Annotated in this window: 18 protein-coding genes; 3 read left to right on the top strand and 15 right to left on the bottom strand. The window is 54.8% G+C overall.

The window, feature by feature from the left end; translation table 11 throughout:
• Positions 1-102: 102 nt before the first annotated feature.
• The 10 genes from KCG39_RS15205 to KCG39_RS15160 all read right to left on the bottom strand — a co-directional run bounded on the left by KCG39_RS15205 (position 103) and on the right by KCG39_RS15160 (position 7,230).
• The gene (locus tag KCG39_RS15205) at positions 103-1,089 is read right to left on the bottom strand and encodes a glutathione S-transferase family protein (RefSeq protein ID WP_142468353.1); all 987 of its coding nucleotides are present in this window, start codon (positions 1,087-1,089) and stop codon (positions 103-105) included.
• Positions 1,090-1,352: 263 nt separating this feature from the next.
• Positions 1,353-1,745 (bottom strand): DoxX family protein, encoded by a 393-nt coding sequence (locus KCG39_RS15200; RefSeq protein WP_004125512.1) that lies wholly within the window; start codon positions 1,743-1,745, stop codon positions 1,353-1,355.
• A gap of 324 nt (positions 1,746-2,069) precedes the next feature.
• A complete protein-coding gene (locus KCG39_RS15195) occupies positions 2,070-2,369 on the bottom strand; it encodes a YqjK-like family protein (protein WP_004125510.1) in 300 nt (99 codons plus the stop codon).
• Entirely contained in the window at positions 2,366-2,764 is a 399-nt protein-coding gene (locus KCG39_RS15190; RefSeq protein ID WP_112167001.1) for a phage holin family protein, read from the bottom strand. Before KCG39_RS15190 ends, KCG39_RS15195 begins: the two co-directional genes overlap by 4 nt.
• A gap of 2 nt (positions 2,765-2,766) precedes the next feature.
• On the bottom strand, positions 2,767-3,072 hold the full coding sequence (locus KCG39_RS15185) for an ElaB/YgaM/YqjD family protein (protein ID WP_004125506.1): 306 nt from the start codon (positions 3,070-3,072) through the stop codon (positions 2,767-2,769).
• A 46-nt stretch (positions 3,073-3,118) separates the two neighbouring features.
• The gene (locus tag KCG39_RS15180; RefSeq protein ID WP_004125504.1) at positions 3,119-3,487 is read right to left on the bottom strand and encodes a DUF1090 domain-containing protein; all 369 of its coding nucleotides are present in this window, start codon (positions 3,485-3,487) and stop codon (positions 3,119-3,121) included.
• 150 nt (positions 3,488-3,637) lie between these two features.
• The gene (gene mzrA / locus KCG39_RS15175) at positions 3,638-4,015 is read right to left on the bottom strand and encodes an EnvZ/OmpR regulon moderator MzrA (protein WP_162626098.1); all 378 of its coding nucleotides are present in this window, start codon (positions 4,013-4,015) and stop codon (positions 3,638-3,640) included.
• An 8-nt stretch (positions 4,016-4,023) separates the two neighbouring features.
• Positions 4,024-4,686, bottom strand: a complete 663-nt coding sequence (gene yqjA / locus KCG39_RS15170) for a DedA family general envelope maintenance protein YqjA (RefSeq protein WP_004125499.1) — start codon at positions 4,684-4,686, stop codon at positions 4,024-4,026.
• Between the two features lie 338 nt (positions 4,687-5,024).
• Positions 5,025-5,801, bottom strand: a complete 777-nt coding sequence (gene exuR / locus KCG39_RS15165) for a transcriptional regulator ExuR (RefSeq protein WP_004125496.1) — start codon at positions 5,799-5,801, stop codon at positions 5,025-5,027.
• Between the two features lie 127 nt (positions 5,802-5,928).
• Positions 5,929-7,230, bottom strand: a complete 1,302-nt coding sequence (locus tag KCG39_RS15160; protein ID WP_004125495.1) for an MFS transporter — start codon at positions 7,228-7,230, stop codon at positions 5,929-5,931.
• A gap of 482 nt (positions 7,231-7,712) precedes the next feature.
• Here KCG39_RS15160 and uxaC point away from each other — a divergent pair, with 482 nt between their 5' ends.
• From uxaC to KCG39_RS15145, 3 genes are all read left to right on the top strand, one after another.
• Entirely contained in the window at positions 7,713-9,125 is a 1,413-nt protein-coding gene (gene uxaC / locus KCG39_RS15155) for a glucuronate isomerase (RefSeq protein WP_087828343.1), read from the top strand.
• Between the two features lie 18 nt (positions 9,126-9,143).
• Entirely contained in the window at positions 9,144-10,631 is a 1,488-nt protein-coding gene (locus KCG39_RS15150) for a UxaA family hydrolase (RefSeq protein ID WP_004125490.1), read from the top strand.
• A gap of 194 nt (positions 10,632-10,825) precedes the next feature.
• On the top strand, positions 10,826-11,380 hold the full coding sequence (locus tag KCG39_RS15145) for a YgjV family protein (RefSeq protein ID WP_049112058.1): 555 nt from the start codon (positions 10,826-10,828) through the stop codon (positions 11,378-11,380).
• Between the two features lie 18 nt (positions 11,381-11,398).
• Here KCG39_RS15145 and sstT read toward each other — a convergent pair whose 3' ends face one another.
• The 5 genes from sstT to KCG39_RS15120 all read right to left on the bottom strand — a co-directional run bounded on the left by sstT (position 11,399) and on the right by KCG39_RS15120 (position 17,404).
• Positions 11,399-12,646 carry a serine/threonine transporter SstT gene (sstT, locus tag KCG39_RS15140; protein ID WP_004125486.1) on the bottom strand — a complete coding sequence of 416 codons (1,248 nt, stop codon included), beginning with the start codon at positions 12,644-12,646 and terminating at the stop codon, positions 11,399-11,401.
• Positions 12,647-12,900: 254 nt separating this feature from the next.
• A complete protein-coding gene (locus tag KCG39_RS15135) occupies positions 12,901-13,869 on the bottom strand; it encodes a TerC family protein (RefSeq protein WP_004125484.1) in 969 nt (322 codons plus the stop codon).
• A 250-nt stretch (positions 13,870-14,119) separates the two neighbouring features.
• Positions 14,120-15,109, bottom strand: a complete 990-nt coding sequence (locus KCG39_RS15130; RefSeq protein WP_004125481.1) for a Gfo/Idh/MocA family protein — start codon at positions 15,107-15,109, stop codon at positions 14,120-14,122.
• Positions 15,110-15,178: 69 nt separating this feature from the next.
• On the bottom strand, positions 15,179-15,682 hold the full coding sequence (locus KCG39_RS15125) for a M48 metallopeptidase family protein (RefSeq protein ID WP_009651851.1): 504 nt from the start codon (positions 15,680-15,682) through the stop codon (positions 15,179-15,181).
• Between the two features lie 78 nt (positions 15,683-15,760).
• Entirely contained in the window at positions 15,761-17,404 is a 1,644-nt protein-coding gene (locus KCG39_RS15120; RefSeq protein ID WP_142468356.1) for a glycoside hydrolase family 43 protein, read from the bottom strand.
• Positions 17,405-17,522: the final 118 nt, after the last annotated feature.

Below are 17,522 nucleotides of genomic sequence, written 5' to 3'. Positions count from 1 at the left end.
TCACTTGTTTTTAAAGCGATCGAAATAAGAATAGACGTGAATGAAATGGCGGTAAATATTTGTTTTGTGAATTATTGGGCGCGGTAAATCGCGCCCAATCGCTTAGCGGAAGAGAAGATCGCGGCCGTGCGGTTCGTTAAGATCCTGCTGCGGGCCGACGGAGATGATCCCGGTCGGGTTGATCGTCTTATGGCTACGGTAGTAATGGTTGCGAATATGGGCGAAGTCCACCGTTTCCGCGATGCCCGGCATCTGGTAGATGTCGCGCAGGAAGCCATAAAGATTGAGATAATCGCTGATGCGGCGTTTGTCGCATTTAAAGTGGGTCACATACACCGGGTCGAAACGAACCAGGGTGGTCCACAAACGAACATCGGCCTCCGTCAGTTGATTGCCGGTCAGGAAGCGGTGTTGGCCAAGGATTTGTTCCAGACGCTCCAGAGACGTAAATACCCCATCGACCGCTTCGTCATAGGCCTGCTGGCTGGTGGCGAATCCGGCTTTATAGACCCCGTTGTTGACGTTGTCATAGATCCAGCCGTTCAGCTCATCAATTTGCGCGCGCAGCTCAGGCGGGTAGTAATCCCCTGCGCGGGCACCCAGTCCGTCAAACGCGGTATTCAACATGCGGATGATTTCCGCCGACTCATTGCTGACGATGGTTTGCTGTTTTTTGTCCCACAATACCGGCACCGTAACGCGCCCGCTGTAGTGCGGATCGGCATGCAGATAGAGCTGATAGAGAAATTCGTGCTGGTAGAGGGTATCGCCCGTGGCTGCCGGGAAGCTATCGTCGAAAGTCCAGCCGTTTTCAAACATCAGGGGGTTGACCACTGAAACGGAAATAAACGGCTCCAGCCCTTTCAGGCTGCGCAGAATTAAGGTGCGATGCGCCCATGGACAGGCAAGAGAAACGTACAGATGGTAACGGTCTTTTTCCGCAGCGAACCCGGCTTCGCCGCTTGGGCCCGGCGCGCCATCGGCGGTTAGCCAGTTGCGAAAGGCAGAAACAGAACGCTTGAATCGCCCCCCGGTGGATTTGGTGTCATACCAGGTATCGTGCCAGACGCCGTCAACTAATTGTCCCATTATTTCCTCCTTTATACCCGTCATACTTCAAGTTGCTTGTGCGTTGGCTTTCCTCGCTCACCCCAGTCACTTACTAGAGTAAGCTCCCGGGGATTCACTGCGTCGCCGCGTGATTCGCCCCTACGGGACTCACCCTTTCAGGGCCAGCGCAAGCGCTGTTCAAAACGGTTAACCGTTTTGTCCTGCAACTCGAATTATTTAGGGTATAGATAATAAAAGCGAGGAGAAGTCCCCTCGCTTTTTTATTTACTAGTATAGTGCGCTTACCACTTTTTATTCAGTACGCGGTCGATACTAAACGCGCCCGGACCGGTGATAGCCAGCAGCAGGAAGCCGCCTGCGATGCTCAGGTTTTTCATGAACATCAGCGAGTTCACGCCCTCAGCAAAGTTGCTGTGGAACAGAAACGCGGTCAGCACGGTGAAGCCTGCGGTGAACAGCGCGGTGGTACGGGTCAGGAAACCGAACAGGATTGCCAGACCGCCACCGAACTCAAGCAGGATAACCAGCGGCAGCATAAACCCAGGGACGCCCATGGCTTCCATATATTGTTGAGTACCCGCATAACCGGTGATTTTTCCCCAACCTGCGGTGATAAACAGAATGGGCATCAGAATGCGCGCTACCAGTACACCAACATCTTCTAATTTTTTCATTTCTTACTCCAGGAAACCCAAAGGGCGGCGATTTCGTTTTTTGGTGCAATCCTGCGTAGTTACGCGGGCTTGCTGTCGATGGAGAGGATATTAGCGAGGATGAGATGTGATTGTTAGCAAGGAAAACTGTAGATCTTTTTCAAAGTTTCTGAGCAATTATTGATAAACGAAATGAATATAAAGGATGTTATAGCGGCGTAGCGTAAGAGTGATGAGGGCGGCGAGCAGAAGGGAAAATCTGATGGGTACAGCATGACGATATTGATGCCGGGCGGCGGCTGGCACCTGACCCGGCTGACATAACCCAGACGTGAGAAATCAGCCTTAGCGCGATGCGGTCTGCTGCAACAGCTTGCGAGCCATACGCCAGGTGCTCCAGATACCGAGGCCGCGTTTTGTCCAGCGGAGCAAAAAGCGCGGATGGCGAACGGACCATACGGCGACGAGGCCGCTGCCAACCATTGCCCATGAACGCAGGTTGAGCAGGGTGTTCCAGCCACGGTCGATAGGCGCGGTCGCCTCAAGCCAACGGCGGCGACTGGCGTTGAGATCCAGCCGCTGCTGTTGGATTTGACGTAGCAAAAGCGCCTTTTGTCGTTCGCGTTCCTGCTGGTCGCGGCTCATGACTTGTCATCCTCCAGCAATGCCCGGTCATTAGCCAGCTCCTGGCGGGTCAGGCGCAGGAACGTTGAACGACGTGCTTTGCGTAACGTCCAGACCCCGCCAATGAGCGCCGCCAGCAGCAGAATCACGGTGGTAGCGATCATCACGTTTAACCGATATTGCGCATCGACGGCCCAGATGATGAGTACCAGCATGCTCATCAGGCCGAACGCGGCGAACAGCAGCGTCAGCCCAAGCATCAGGAATAGCTGGACGAGATTGGCCTTCTCCTCTTCCAGCTCCACGACGACGAGGCGCAGGCGCGTTTCGACCATTTCGACCAGCAGGGTGACTATCCGCTGGCCAATGCCGAAAACGCCTTGCCCCGGCCCTTGCGTGTTTTGAGAGTTCGCCATAATTAACGACGCGTCAGCAGGACACCCAGTACCAGCCCGACGGCAGCACCAATCCCTACGCCGGTCCACGGGTTTTCACGGACATATTCATCCGCACGCGCAGCGGTTTCGCGCGTTTGCTTCACAATGGCGTCGCTGGTTTCACCCAGGCGAACGCGGCTCTCTTTCAGCGCGCTTTCGGCTTTACTGCGCAGTTTACCAATCTCTTCTTTCGACTTATCCGTGGAGGAGTTCAGCACTTCTTCCAGGGTATCAGCCAGCGTTTTCAGTTCCGCACGCAGGTCTTCTGCAACGTTATCTTTAGCCATGTTTTATCTCCTGTGAAAGTGGTCCATATTGGTCTTGCTTAATCGATTAGTACTCGCGAGACTGTAGCGCTTTCAGTTCTTGCTGCGCTTCATCAAGTTTACGTTGACGCTTGCTGATTTTATCAGCATCGCCTTTCTGTTCGGCTTCGCGCAGGTCATTCTGGCGTTCGCTTATTTCTGCCTGCTGTTTGGCGATTTTTTTCTGGTGATCGGCTTTGAGCTGGCTGTCGCTACAATTTGCCTGCACTTCGCTAAGCGCCCGTTTCAGACCATCAATACGGTGCTGGTTATGATGTTTTTCGGCGTAGCTGATCTCCCGCTGAATATCTTGTTCTTTTTCCTGACAAGGGGAGATGGCAAAGGCACTGGCGCTCAGTGAAGACAGAACCAGGATCAAAGCAATGCGGTGTTTCATGGATAAAACCTTCCATTGTGTGAGGGAATATCTGGAGGATATACCCTATCCAGTTGATTAACGTGAGCCTGGTGACTCCCGCAGACTTAATGATAGTAAGTAAAACGGGAAATCACCAAACAGGGTGAAAATATTCGGAATTTTCGTGCATTAGCCGAATCTGTGCGGGGTATCGCGCAGGCGTGAAATCCAGGCGGTAGGCGAATCATCATCTTCCAGTAACGCGATAATATAGCCATGCGGCAGGGCGCGGCCCAAAACTTCTTTTGCCGCGGCTCCCTGAGCGCTGGAGTCAAACTTGATGATCAAGCCGTCATTTTGCGGCGTAATGCTTTTAAAGCGGATGCCGTTAGCGTCGAGATGATGCCAGACGGAAAAACCGTCCGGCATGCTGATACCCTGGCTGACGGGACGAATAGCCAGGGTCGACTCCTGCTGTTGCACGGTGAGCCAGAGCCAGAACAGGCCGCACAGGAGTAGCGAACCGCCCAGCACCCAACTTATCTGACGCAGAGAGGATCGTTGCATCGCCATTGTTAGCCCCGGCTTCTGTATTTTTTCTTCCACAGGACAATCAGCGAACCAATCAGGCCAAATACCAGCAGCGCGACGGGCAGCAGCATCAGGCAGGACATCAGCTGATCTTCATACTTCAGGAATACCGGCGTTTTCCCCAGCAGGTACCCCAGGGAGGTCAGAATCAGGACCCATAGCAGACCGCTCATCCAGTTAAAAAACTGGAAGCGTGCGCTACTCAGGCCGGATAGTCCGGCGATGGTCGGCAGCAGCGTACGAACGAAGGCGATAAAACGGCCAATCAGCAGCGCGGAAAGCCCGTGCTTATGGAACAGATGATGCGCGCGCTGGTGGTAGTGCGAGGGGAGGTGCGATAGCCAGTTTTGTACGATTCGCGTATTACCCAGCCAGCGGCCCTGGATATAGCTTAGCCAGCAGCCGAGACTTGCCGCCGCGGTAAGCAGCAGCAGGGTTTCCGGAAAGCCCATCGCGCCTTTGGCAATAAGGACACCGACCAGCACCAGCAGGCTATCGCCGGGCAAAAAGGCGGCAGGCAGTAAACCGTTCTCAAGGAACAAAATCATAAATAAGACAAAGTACAACATGCCAATCATGGATGGATTCGCGAGAGTTTCGTAATCCTGAGCCCACAAGGCATTCAATAATTGAGTTAATAGTTCCATTCACGATTCCTGGTACATCGGTTAACGGCACGTCTGAACGCGGTATATGCACGGCGACATAGCTTTTTATTAGATTAGGGTCGCTGCTGCGCTCTGAACGGTTCCCTGTTTAAAAGTGAAGTAAGCCAAAGCTAACTCTCAGAACGACAAAATGCATCTAATTGTAACAAACCCGCTGACTTTACGTCAGAGAAATTGCAGTTTGTTGCATTCTGATTTTGCTGATTGCGAAGGAGGGTGGCGAGTGTATTTACACAGGCTGACACTATATATGCTTTGCTTACCCTGAGGGCGTTGCGGGCAGTGAAGGAATCGCTGCCCGGTATGAGGATAAGCGTCTATTTTACGCCGTTGGCGGCCGTATCGAGGTGAACCACTGGATTATCGGCAAAGAGGTAGCGATCGGCATTGAATTCAAAGTCATCGCTGGTTTCGTTGAATAACATCAGCTTAGTATTTTCCAGATGCTGCCACATGGCCAGCTTCGCCGCATGCGGATCTTTGCGAATCAGTGCCTTAAGAATTTGGTCATGATCGTCGCACCAGTTATCGACGGTACGCGAGTCGATATGGTCGTGCAGTTTTTTCCAGTACGGGTTATGCACGCGCTGGGTCCACATTTTTTCTACGATCGCGGCTAACGCGGTGTTTTGCGTCGCCAGCGCTACCTGGACATGGAACTGAAGATCCCATTCGGAATCGCGAAAGCACTTCTCTTTACGCGCTTTTTCCTGGATTTCCATCAGCTTCATGATGTCCTGCTTGGTCACCTGAGTCGCCGCGAATTCGGCTATATTGCTTTCTATCAGCTGGCGGGCCTGCAACAGCTCAAAAGGACCATAATTGGCGAATTCCAGCGATTCATCGGCAATTTGCTGATGTTTTGGATGATTGGAGATAACGTGGATGCCGGAGCCTTTGCGAACCTCAACGTAGCCTTCAACTTCCAGCATAATGATGGCTTCGCGAACCACGGTACGACTCACGCTTTTTTCATCAGCGATAAACCGCTCTGCGGGTAGCTTATCGCCCACAAGGTAGACGCCTTGTTCAATGCGCGACTTAAGCTCAGCGGCAAGCTGCTGATACAGACGACGCGATTCAGTGATTTCCATATTCGCTCCCGGGAGATGGCGACAATATTGGATTTGTTATACCACTTTTACACGCTTCTCACCATAAAAACAGACGAAAAAGCCGCCTGTATCAAGGCGGCTTCGGGTGGAGGCAACTCGCCTGCGTCTAGCTTTGCGTGGCGGGTTTACTCGTCTCGAGCGGGGTACTGTCGTCATCCGCTGATTTATTTTTCAGCACTGTCCAGATAACCACGGCGCCCAGCACATCGAAAACCGCCAGCACGGCGAACAGCGGGCTAAAGCCGATAGTGTCCGCCAGCGCGCCGACCACCAGGGCGAACATGGTGCTCGCCAGCCAGGCGGCCATACCGGTCATGCCGTTCGCCGTCGCCACTTCGTTACGCCCAAATACGTCGGAAGAGAGGGTGATTAACGCGCCGGACAGCGCCTGGTGAGCAAAGCCGCCGACGCACAGCAGGGCGATGGCGACAAACGGGCTGGTGAACAGACCGATCATCCCCGGGCCAATCATCAGCAGCGCGCCCATGGTCACCACCATTTTACGCGAAACGATCAGGTTAACGCCAAACCAGCGCTGGAACAGCGGCGGCAGATAACCCCCAACGATGCAGCCGAGGTCGGCAAACAGCATCGGCATCCACGCAAACATCGCAATCTCTTTCAGGTTAAAGCCGTAGACTTTAAACATGAACAGCGGGATCCAGGCGTTGAAGGTCCCCCACGCCGGCTCGGCAAGGAAACGCGGTAGGGCGATACCCCAGAACTGACGGTTGCGCAGAATCTGCCACGGCGACATTTTCTTGCCGTTGTTAGTCTGATGCTGAGATTCCTGGCCGCCGATAATGTAGTCGCGTTCTTCTTCCGTTAATTTTTTCTGATCGCGCGGGTGTTTGTAGAAAACCAGCCACGCCATCGCCCAGGCAAAGCTCAGAACGCCGGAGATGATAAACGCCATCTGCCAGCTGTGCATCACGATGGCCCAAACCACCAGCGGCGGGGCAATCATGGCGCCGATCGAGGAGCCGACGTTGAAGTAGCCAACGGCGATAGAACGCTCTTTTGCCGGGAACCATTCGGAGCTGGCTTTCAGGCCCGCAGGGATCATTGCCGCTTCGGCGGCACCCACCGCGCCGCGCGCCAGCGCCAGACCGCCCCAGCTTCCCGCCAGCGCCGTAGAGCCGCAGAACACCGCCCAGGCGATCGCAAAGAAGGCATAGCCGATTTTAGTACCTAACACGTCCAGCACGTAGCCGGCAACGGGCTGCATGACGGTATAGGCAGCGGAATAGGCCGCGATGATATAGGAATACTGTTGGGTGGAGATGTGTAATTCTTCCATCAGAGTCGGCGCAGCTGCCGCCACAGTGTTACGCGTCAGGTACCCCAGCACGGTACCTAACGTCACCAGTGCGATCATGTACCAACGTAACCCTTTAATTTTACGCATGTAAACCTCATCGTTTGTTATATATCCGCAGCGGGTGCGGCTATCTTCCAGCCCTGTCACTGAGGCGAAGAAGGTGAAACGGAGGGTTCAGGAGAGGAAACCTCGTATGGCCCGAACCTTGCCATCAACTGTTGTGTCTAAATTCGGTGTCCATACCGGTAAATCCGACGTGATTATTCGTCGGTAATGCATTCCGTCGGTTTATATGTTTTGACGGCAGCAAGATAACTTGTCATACAACTTCAAAAGTTGAGTGACGTCACAAAAGTGGGAAAGTTTGTATGGGCATTCATTCTTGCGACAAAGGCCAGAGCTGGCGCGCTTTGGCGGGGAGTTTACTCCTTTGATGGTACTTTTTTTGTCGTCGTTTATTGATCTAACTCACGAAAAATACTTCGGTCTGTGGAAATTGGTGTGATAACTTTGTCAGCATTATAGTCAATCATCTGATGGGCTCCTTCGGGGGCGAAGAGGACACGAAAATGACACCGTTTATGACCGAAGATTTCCTGCTTGATACCGAGTTTGCCCGCCGCCTGTACCACGATTACGCGAAAGACCAGCCGATTTTCGACTATCACTGCCACCTGCCGCCGCAACAGATTGCCGAGAATTATCGCTTCAAAAATCTGTATGACATCTGGCTGAAAGGCGATCACTACAAGTGGCGCGCGATGCGCACCAACGGCGTAGCAGAGCGTCTGTGCACTGGCGACGCCTCCGATCGCGAGAAATTTGACGCCTGGGCGGCCACCGTACCGCATACCATCGGTAACCCGTTATACCACTGGACCCATCTTGAGCTGCGCCGCCCTTTTGGTATTACAGGTAAGGTGCTCTCGCCGGCAACGGCGGATGAAATCTGGAATCAGTGCAACGATCTGCTGGCGCAGGAGAGCTTCTCCGCCCGCGGCATCATGCAGCAGATGAACGTGAAAATGGTCGGCACCACCGACGATCCAGTCGATTCGCTGGAGCATCACGCCTCCGTGGCGAAAGACAGCTCATTCTCCGTCAAAGTGCTGCCGAGCTGGCGCCCGGACAAAGCGTTCAATATTGAGCAGGCAACTTTCAACGACTACATGGCGAAGCTGGGCGAAGTGTCTGACACCGATATTCGCCGCTTTGCCGACCTGCAGTCCGCACTGACCAAACGTCTGGATCACTTTGCCGCTCACGGCTGTAAAGTTTCTGACCACGCGCTGGACGTGGTGCTGTTCGCGGAAGCCAACGAAAGCGAACTGGATAGTATCCTGGCGCGCCGTCTGGCCGGTGAAACTCTCAGCGAACGTGAAGTCGCGCAGTTCAAAACCGCGGTTCTGGTGTTCCTCGGCGCGGAATATGCCCGCCGCGGCTGGGTACAGCAGTATCACATCGGCGCGCTGCGCAATAACAACCTGCGTCAGTTCAAGCTGTTAGGGCCGGATGTGGGTTTTGACTCCATCAACGACCGTCCGATGGCGGAAGAGCTGTCCAAACTGCTCAGCAAACAGAACGAAGAAAATCTGCTGCCAAAAACCATCCTCTACTGTCTGAACCCGCGCGACAACGAAGTGCTGGGCACCATGATCGGCAACTTCCAGGGCGAAGGCATGCCGGGCAAGATGCAGTTCGGTTCCGGCTGGTGGTTTAACGATCAGAAAGACGGTATGGAACGTCAGATGACCCAGCTGGCGCAGCTTGGCCTGCTGAGCCGCTTTGTCGGCATGCTGACCGATAGCCGCAGCTTCCTCTCCTACACCCGTCATGAATACTTCCGCCGCATCCTGTGCCAGATGATTGGCCGCTGGGTTGAAGCGGGAGAAGCCCCTGCGGACATTCAACTGCTGGGCGAGATGGTGAAAAACATTTGCTTTAACAATGCGCGTGACTACTTCGCCATTGAACTGAACTAAGACCAGAGGTCGGTTGATATGCAATACATTAAAATCCATTCGCACGATAACGTCGCGGTAGCGTTGGCGGATATGGCGGCAGGCTCGGTAGTCACCATTGACGGCGATACGGTCACGTTGGCTCAGGATATTGCGCGCGGGCATAAGTTTACGCTGCGCGGGATTGCGAAGGGAGACAACGTCATTAAGTATGGTCTGCCGATAGGACATGCGCTGGCGGATATTGCGCCGGGGGAACATATTCACTCCCACAATACGCGTACTAACCTGAGCGATCTCGACGCGTATAGCTATCAACCGGATCTTAGCGAGCCCGCCGCGCAGCCGGCGGATCGCGACATCCAGATTTATCGTCGCGCTAACGGCGAAGTCGGGGTGCGCAACGAACTGTGGATCCTACCGACCGTCGGCTGCGTCAACGCCATGGCGCGCCAGATGCAGAACCGTTTTCTGAAGGAAACCAACGACGCGGAAGGTATCGACGGCGTTCACCTTTTCAGCCACACCTACGGCTGCTCGCAGCTCGGGGACGATCACATTAACACCCGCACTATGCTGCAAAACATGGTGCGTCACCCGAACGCCGGGGCGGTATTGGTGGTCGGTCTGGGCTGCGAAAACAATCAGGTTGACGCCTTCCGCGAAACGCTGGGTGAGTTCGACCCTGAGCGCGTTCACTTTATGGTCTGCCAGCACCAGGATGATGAAGTGGAAGCCGGGCTGGAGCATCTGCGTCAGCTATATGACGTCATGCGTCACGACAGGCGCGAGCCGGGTAAACTGAGCGAACTGAAGTTTGGCCTTGAGTGCGGCGGCTCTGACGGTTTGTCCGGCATTACCGCTAACCCGATGCTGGGTCGGTTCTCGGATTATCTGATTGCCAACGGCGGCACCACCGTCCTGACCGAAGTGCCGGAAATGTTCGGCGCCGAGCAGCTGCTGATGAGCCACTGTCGTGATGAAGAGACGTTTGGCAAGCTGGTGACGATGGTTAATGATTTCAAACAGTACTTTATCGCTCATGACCAGCCGATTTACGAGAATCCATCGCCGGGCAACAAGGCGGGCGGTATCACGACGCTGGAGGATAAGTCGCTGGGCTGCACGCAGAAAGCGGGCTCCAGCCAGGTGGTCGATGTCCTGCGCTACGGCGAGCGGCTAAAAGTGCACGGCCTGAACCTGCTGAGCGCCCCGGGCAACGACGCGGTAGCGACCAGCGCCCTGGCCGGCGCGGGCTGCCATATGGTGCTCTTCAGTACCGGGCGCGGCACGCCGTACGGCGGTTTCGTGCCGACGGTAAAAATTGCCACCAACAGCGAACTGGCGGCGAAGAAAAAGCACTGGATCGACTTCGATGCCGGTCAGCTGATTCACGGTAAAGCGATGCCGCAGCTGCTGGAGGAGTTTGTCGATACCATTGTGGCCTTTGCGAACGGTAAGCAGACCTGCAATGAGCGGAATGATTTCCGCGAGCTGGCTATTTTCAAAAGCGGCGTCACCCTTTAATTACTCGTCATCTTTCGCACCACCGCTGTGTTGGCAGCATTTATCCACCCCGGTCACTTACTTCAGTAAGCTCCCGGGGATGTCTAAACTTGCCGCCTTGCTGTGGCGCGAAATCTTTAGAGTAATAAAAGGGCGGTATTCCGGAAGCGGCGTTTCAGATAATGATGCGCCGTTTTGTTTTATAAGGACTTTTCATGACCGCGTATTGGCTTGCCCAGGGCGTCGGCGTTATCGCCTTTCTGATCGGGATTACGACCTTTTTCAACCGCGATGAGCGCCGCTTTAAGCTGCAGCTGGCCGTCTACAGCGCCACCATTGGCGTACATTTCTTTTTGATGGGCGCGTATCCGGCGGGCATGAGTGCTGAGCTCAATACCGTCCGAACCCTTATCTCTATGCATACCCGTAAGCTGTGGGTAATGACCGTGTTTATTGTCCTCACCCTGGTATTGGGGCTGGCAAAGCTGCAGCATGCTATGGAGCTGCTGCCAATTATTGGCACGCTGGCCAGCACCTGGGCGCTCTTTCGCTGCTCGGGGTTAACCGTCCGCTGCGTCATGTGGTGTTCGACCGCCTGCTGGGTTATCCACAACGCCTGGCTGGGTTCGATCGGCGGCACCCTGATTGAAGGCAGCTTCCTGCTAATGAATGGTATGAACATCATCCGTTTCCGGCGGATGCAAAAGCGCGGTATCGATCCGTTTAAAGCGGAAAAGGCGGTGCAGGAAGAGAACCCCTCCGCGCGTTAGCGGAGGGGAGGGGAGAGATTAACTGCGCAGGGCGTTTTTCGCCAGCTGATCGTCTTCAGCGATACAGGCGGCGGCGGTGAACAGCGCATCGGTCGAGGAGTTCAGCGCGGTTTCGCAGGAGTCCTGCAGAACGCCGATGATGAAGCCCACGGCGACCACCTGCATGGCGATATCGTTCGGGATACCAAACATATTACAGGCCAGCGGGATCAGCAGGAGCGACCCGCCCGCCACGCCGGAAGCGCCGCAGGCGCACAGCGAGGCGACCACGCTCAGCAGCAGCGCGGTCGGCAGATCGACCGGAACATTAAGCGTATGCACGGCGGCCAGGGTCAGAACCGTGATGGTAATCGCCGCGCCGGCCATGTTAATGGTCGCGCCCAGCGGAATAGAGACCGAATAGGTATCGCGATCCAGATTCAGCTTTTCGCACAGGGCCATATTCACCGGAATGTTGGCGGCGGAGCTGCGGGTAAAGAAGGCGTATACGCCGCTTTCGCGCAGGCAGGTCATCACCAGCGGATACGGGTTGCGGCGGATTTTCCAGAACACCAGAAGCGGGTTAATCACCAGCGCCACCAGCAGCATACAGCCAACCAGTACCAGCAGCAGCTGGGCGTAGCCCCACAGGGTTTCAAAACCGGTCGTCGCCAGCGTGGAAGCGACCAGGCCGAAGATACCCAGCGGCGCAAAGCGAATCACCACTTTAACGATAAAGGTTACCGCGTGGGACATGTCGTTAATCAGATTTTTGGTTGTTTCATTGCCGTGGCGCAGCGCGAACCCTAAACCGACGGCCCATACCAGAATCCCGATATAGTTGGCGTTCAGCAGCGCGTTAATGGGGTTAGAAACCATGCTCATCAGCAGCCCGCGCAGGACTTCGACGATACCCGACGGAGGGGTGATGCTCTCTGCCGCCGCGCTCAGGTGCAGCGTTGACGGAAAAAGGAAGCTAAACAGCACCGCGGTTAACGCGGCAGCAAAAGTCCCCAGTAGATAGAGGAACAGAATCGGGCGGATGCTGGTCTTTTGCCCCTGCTGATGGTTGGCGATGGAGGCCATGACCAGCATCAGCACCAGCACCGGCGCTACCGCTTTCAGCGCGCCGACGAACAGCGTACCCAGCAGTCCAACCGCCACGGCGGCCGGTTTTGAGACCGTCGCCAGCAGTACGCCGAGTACCAGACCAATTAAAATTTGTTTGACCAGACTGCCCTGAGCCAGTCGCCGTAGCAGGGTCGATCGGGGTGATGGGGTTGCCATAATTCATTCCTTCCAGTGATGTCGCTTTTCGTCCCGGCTACGTGTTATTTGTAACGTTTATGTCCGGATGTAAATAGATGTTTGCCTGGTTGAGTATACGGAAAGAACGCTGTTGTGGAAGGGTAAAATGCTGTTTATCGCGTTGGGATCTTATTTTTTAACTATGTATTAACTATTTTGTGACATGAGTAAGAATAATGCGCGGTGAACGTTGCCGACCGGGTGAAACGGGTCTTCACCCGGCCGTTTATTTCTTACTGCAGCTGTTTTTTCCGATCGTTCTGCTTATTGACCCAGGCGTTGATAAGCAGCGTCAATGTCAGAATACCACCGACCACGCCCAGCGAAATGCCGATGGGAATATGGTAAAAATCGACGATCAGCATTTTGATCCCGATAAACACCAGAATTACCGACAGGCCATACTTCAGCATGGAGAAGCGCTCCGCAACCCCAGCCAGCAGGAAATACATGGCGCGCAGGCCGAGAATCGCGAACAGGTTTGAGGTCAGCACGATAAACGGATCGGTGGTCACGGCGAAGATGGCGGGAATACTGTCGACGGCAAAGATAACGTCGCTCAGCTCAACCAGGATCAGCACCAGCAGCAGCGGCGTCGCGTAGAGCACACCGTTTTGGCGGGTAAAGAAGCGCTCACCCTCGATTTTATCCGTCATGCGCAGATGATTACGGATCCAGCGCACCAGCGGTTTATCGCCGATGCCGGAATCATCCTCTTTCGCCAGCGCCATCTTCACGCCGGTAAACAGCAGGAATGCGCCGAAGACGTAGAGCAGCCACTCAAACTGAGAAATCAGCCAGCTGCCGGCGAAGATCATGATTGTACGCAGTACGATCGCGCCCAGTACGCCATAGACCAGTACTCTGCGCTGTAGCGCAGGCGGAACGGCAAAGTAGCTGAACAGCATCAGCCAGACGAAGACGTTATCCACCGCCAGCGCTTTCTCGATCAGGTAGCCTGTGAGGAACGCCAGCGCTTGCGGGTCGGCCACGGCGCGACCTTCGGTCTGCACCAGATACCACCAGAAAGCGGCGTTAAACAGCAGCGAGAGGGTAACCCAGAGAATGGACCAGCCAGCGGCCTGCTTCATGGTCATGCTATGCGCACCACGCCGTCCCTGCAGCAGCAGATCGATAGCCAGCATGATGACCACGACCACTGCGAATCCGCCCCATAACAACGGTGTGCCGACAGTATTCATTACGATATTCCTTACATAAAAACAAAACGGCTGACGTCGGAAGACGGCAGCCGCTGCGCTTTTATGCATAGACCTCGCCTTCCGGCAAGGTCTCACTTACAACAAGAATCTGTTGCCCGGCGACCGGATGCGGTTTTTCACGCATCGTAATGACGATCGGCCGGCAAGGAAGTTACTCCCCTTTGCGCGTAACAAAGTATTACAGGTTATAAATGGCGTCAATGGAGGTCGACGGACCATTTACACAGCTTTACGCCACCGATTGACTATCCGCCGGGAAGACCACGCCGGTCTGGCGACGAATTTCGCTCAGCAGCTTCGCCGTGATGCGGCTTACTTCCAGACCCGGATGAGCCACCTCGTTGGCTTCGACCAGACGAGCGAACTCCTCCGCTTCATACAGCATAGTATTGATATGCTGCGGCTGGGTGAGTTCCTGAGACTTGCCGCCCCGCGGCACGAAGCAGACTTTCTGACATTCGGAGATTTTTTCGATCACCAGCGCGCCGGCTTCGCCCTGAATTTCGCTCGGGAGGGCCGAATCGCTTACCTTCGAGTGATGTAGGGTGACATCGAAATCTCCGTAGCTCAGAACAACAGTGCCCTGGCCGTCAACGCCGCTCTCCAGCAGGCTGGCGATTGCGTGCACCGCGCGAGGCTCGCCCCACAGCGCCACCGCGGAGGCCAGGCAGTAAAAGCCGATGTCCATAATCGAGCCGTTAGAGAAGGCCGGATTGAAAGTATTGGGATTTTCGCCATCGAGATAGCGCTGATAGCGGGAAGAGTACTGGCAGTAATTAATAAAGGCTTTGCGCAGCTTGCCGATCTTGTCGAACGACTGTTTAAGCAGCAGGAAGTTTGGCAGGCTGGCGGTTTTGAACGCTTCGAAGAGGACCACGTTATTTTCCCGCGCCGTTTTAATCGCGGCTTCGACTTCCTGCAGGTTCGAGGCCAGCGGTTTTTCGCAAATCACGTGCTTTTTATGGCGCAGAAACAGGCGGGTTTGCGGGAAGTGCAGCGAGTTTGGGCTGGCGATATAGACCGCGTCAACGTCAGGGCTTTGCGCTAAATCTTCCAGCGAAGTGAACAGATGTTCGACGGGATAGTCACTGGCGAAGGCCTGGGCTTGCTCAAGGCTGCGGGAGTAGATGGCGGTGAGTTTATATTTGCCGGTTTCATGGGCGGCATCGACAAACTGCTTGGTTATCCAGTTTGTGCCAACAACTGCGAAACGTATCATAAACGTTGACGAACTCCGTAAAAGGGACCTTTCGTCACTGTAGCACGCCATCATGACAAAACCAGTGCGCTATGGCGCAGAACGCTCTAACGAAAGCTGGGTCAGCCACAGGCGAGTATCAAACTCCAGCTGATGGTACTGCGGCTCCATATGGCAGCACAGCTGATAGAACGCTTTGTTGTGCTCTTTTTCCTTCAGGTGCGCCAGCTCGTGCACCACGATCATCCGCAAAAAATCCTCCGGTGCGTCGCGAAAGACGGTGGCGACGCGAATTTCGGCTTTGGCCTTCAGCTTGCCGCCCTGAACGCGGGAGATCGCGGTATGCAGGCCGAGCGCGTTGTTGAGGACGTGGATCTTGTTGTCGTACATCACCTTGTTAATGGGCGCCGCGCCGCGCAGATAGCGCGACTTTAGATCCTGGGTGTACTGGTACAGCGCTTTATCGTTGTTGATATCGTGACCCTGCGGATAGCGCTTTTTCAGCACCTCGCCGAGACGGTTCTGTTCGATTAACGTGGTGACCTGCGCCAGCAGGGATTCAGGGTAGCCCTGGAGATAGGTTAAAGTGCTCATGCAGCCTGTTTGGGTCATTCAGCGACAACTGCCGGGGATTCTAGCACCCCGCGCGGGCAGGATGCCAGAAAGGCGGCGTTACTCGATCATCGCGTCTTCTACCGCCCGGTAGCTAAAGAAGTCAAACAGCGCCTCTTTACGATGCAGCATGCTATCCACGCAGGCCATACCGACAAACGCGCCGGTAAACTCGCCGTAGCCGCTGTATTCATCGGAAAAGCGCGAGGTGTCGTAGACCGCGCCGATATTTTGATATTTCTCGCCATTGACGGACCACGAGCACTGTATCTCCCGGCCGTTAATCGCCATCGCCAGATAGACTTCTCCCTCCGCAAGGCGGATTTTCTGCGGGTCGTCGTGACGCTCGCCGTTATCCATATAAATGATGGCCAGCTGCGCTGCACCGGCGGCCTCATCCCAGGTTTTATGCAAAAACAGATAGTTCATGTTGTCGTAGTAGAGCGTCAGGCCGGCGCTGTGCTGATAAATCTCCGGGCTGAAATCCATCTTCGTAACGATAGTGGCGTATACCGAGGTGAGCTTTTTCGCCAGCAGGCTGACTTTATTGAGCGAGCTCAGCGACTCCTGACCGCGTAAGGCCAGGTAACCCGCCTTACGCTCAAGGCTGGTAAAGCGCTGAAAGCGGATCCGCGGCGCATAGAAGGCGTTATCCAGCGTCTGCCCATCAAAATCATCCCTGGCTGGTTTAGCCGGAAACGGCTGAGAAGGCAGATTCGACTCTTCCACCAGGTACTGAGCGAGGTTCCCCCCGGCCGCCAGCCGCAGCCAGCCATCGTCGCTCCATACCATCTTTTGTATCGCCGTCTCGCGGCCTAGCGGGCAGCGCAGCTCCTTGCGGAAGGGTCTGCTGCAAAGATGGGTTAACCAGACTTCGCCCGTTGGGGTCTCGACGTAGCTGCCGTGCCCGGCTTTTTGCAGATAGGTTTGCGGATTGAAGTAGTGTGGTTTGAGATGGCCTGCGTCGTGGCGAGCGTTAAAGTTCTCCGGCCAGGAGGTGATTATGGGGTTTTGCGGATCGCCCTCATAGGGGCCGGCGACCTGCGTTGCGCGCGCCATGGTGACCGCATGGCCGTAGCCGGTACCGCCTTCGGCGACCATCAGGTAGTAATAGTCGCCGCGGCGCGTCAAATGCGGTGCTTCAATACAGCCGCGATCGGTACCACCGCGCCAGATCCGCTGCGGATAGCCGACAACGCTTCGCGTTTGCGGCGAATACTCCACCAGGCAAATGGCGCCCGGTTTTTCGTAACCTTCGCGGGTTTCCCACTCCAGGGAAACGATCCATTTTTTACCGTCGCTGTCGTGCAGGATAGAAGCATCGAATCCGGCAGAGTGGAGATAAACCGGCTCACTCCACGGGCCGGTGATTTCACTGGCAGTAATAAGATAGTTATCTACATCGAAATAACGTGAATTCATGGAATTCATCACACCATAAATAACGTAAAACAGCTTTTCCTCTTCACACCAGGTCAGGCTCGGGGCCCAAATGCCTTTGGCGGAGGGCAGCTTTTTTAAATCCGGATTATTATCATCGGTAAGAACGTGGGTGAGTAATTGCCAATGTTTGAGATCTCTCGAATGGTAAATCGGCAGGCCGGGAAACCATTCAAAGGAAGATACAGCCACATAATAATCATCGCCGCGCCGACAGATACTGGGGTCAGGATTAAAACCTTTAAAAACAGGATTCTGAATCATCGTATTTACCCTTAATGCGCAAAATATAGCGATGATTGTAAATAGGCGAAGGCGACGGGGATATATAGACTCTGGCTATTTATATAATAAACGTCTACTTATCTGGTGATGCGGTTCA

It is taken from the genome of Klebsiella pasteurii, assembly GCF_018139045.1.
GTDB lineage: Bacteria > Pseudomonadota > Gammaproteobacteria > Enterobacterales > Enterobacteriaceae > Klebsiella > Klebsiella grimontii.
The sequence above is the reverse complement of the archived record's forward strand: the minus strand, read 5'-3'. Positions and strand labels throughout refer to the sequence as shown.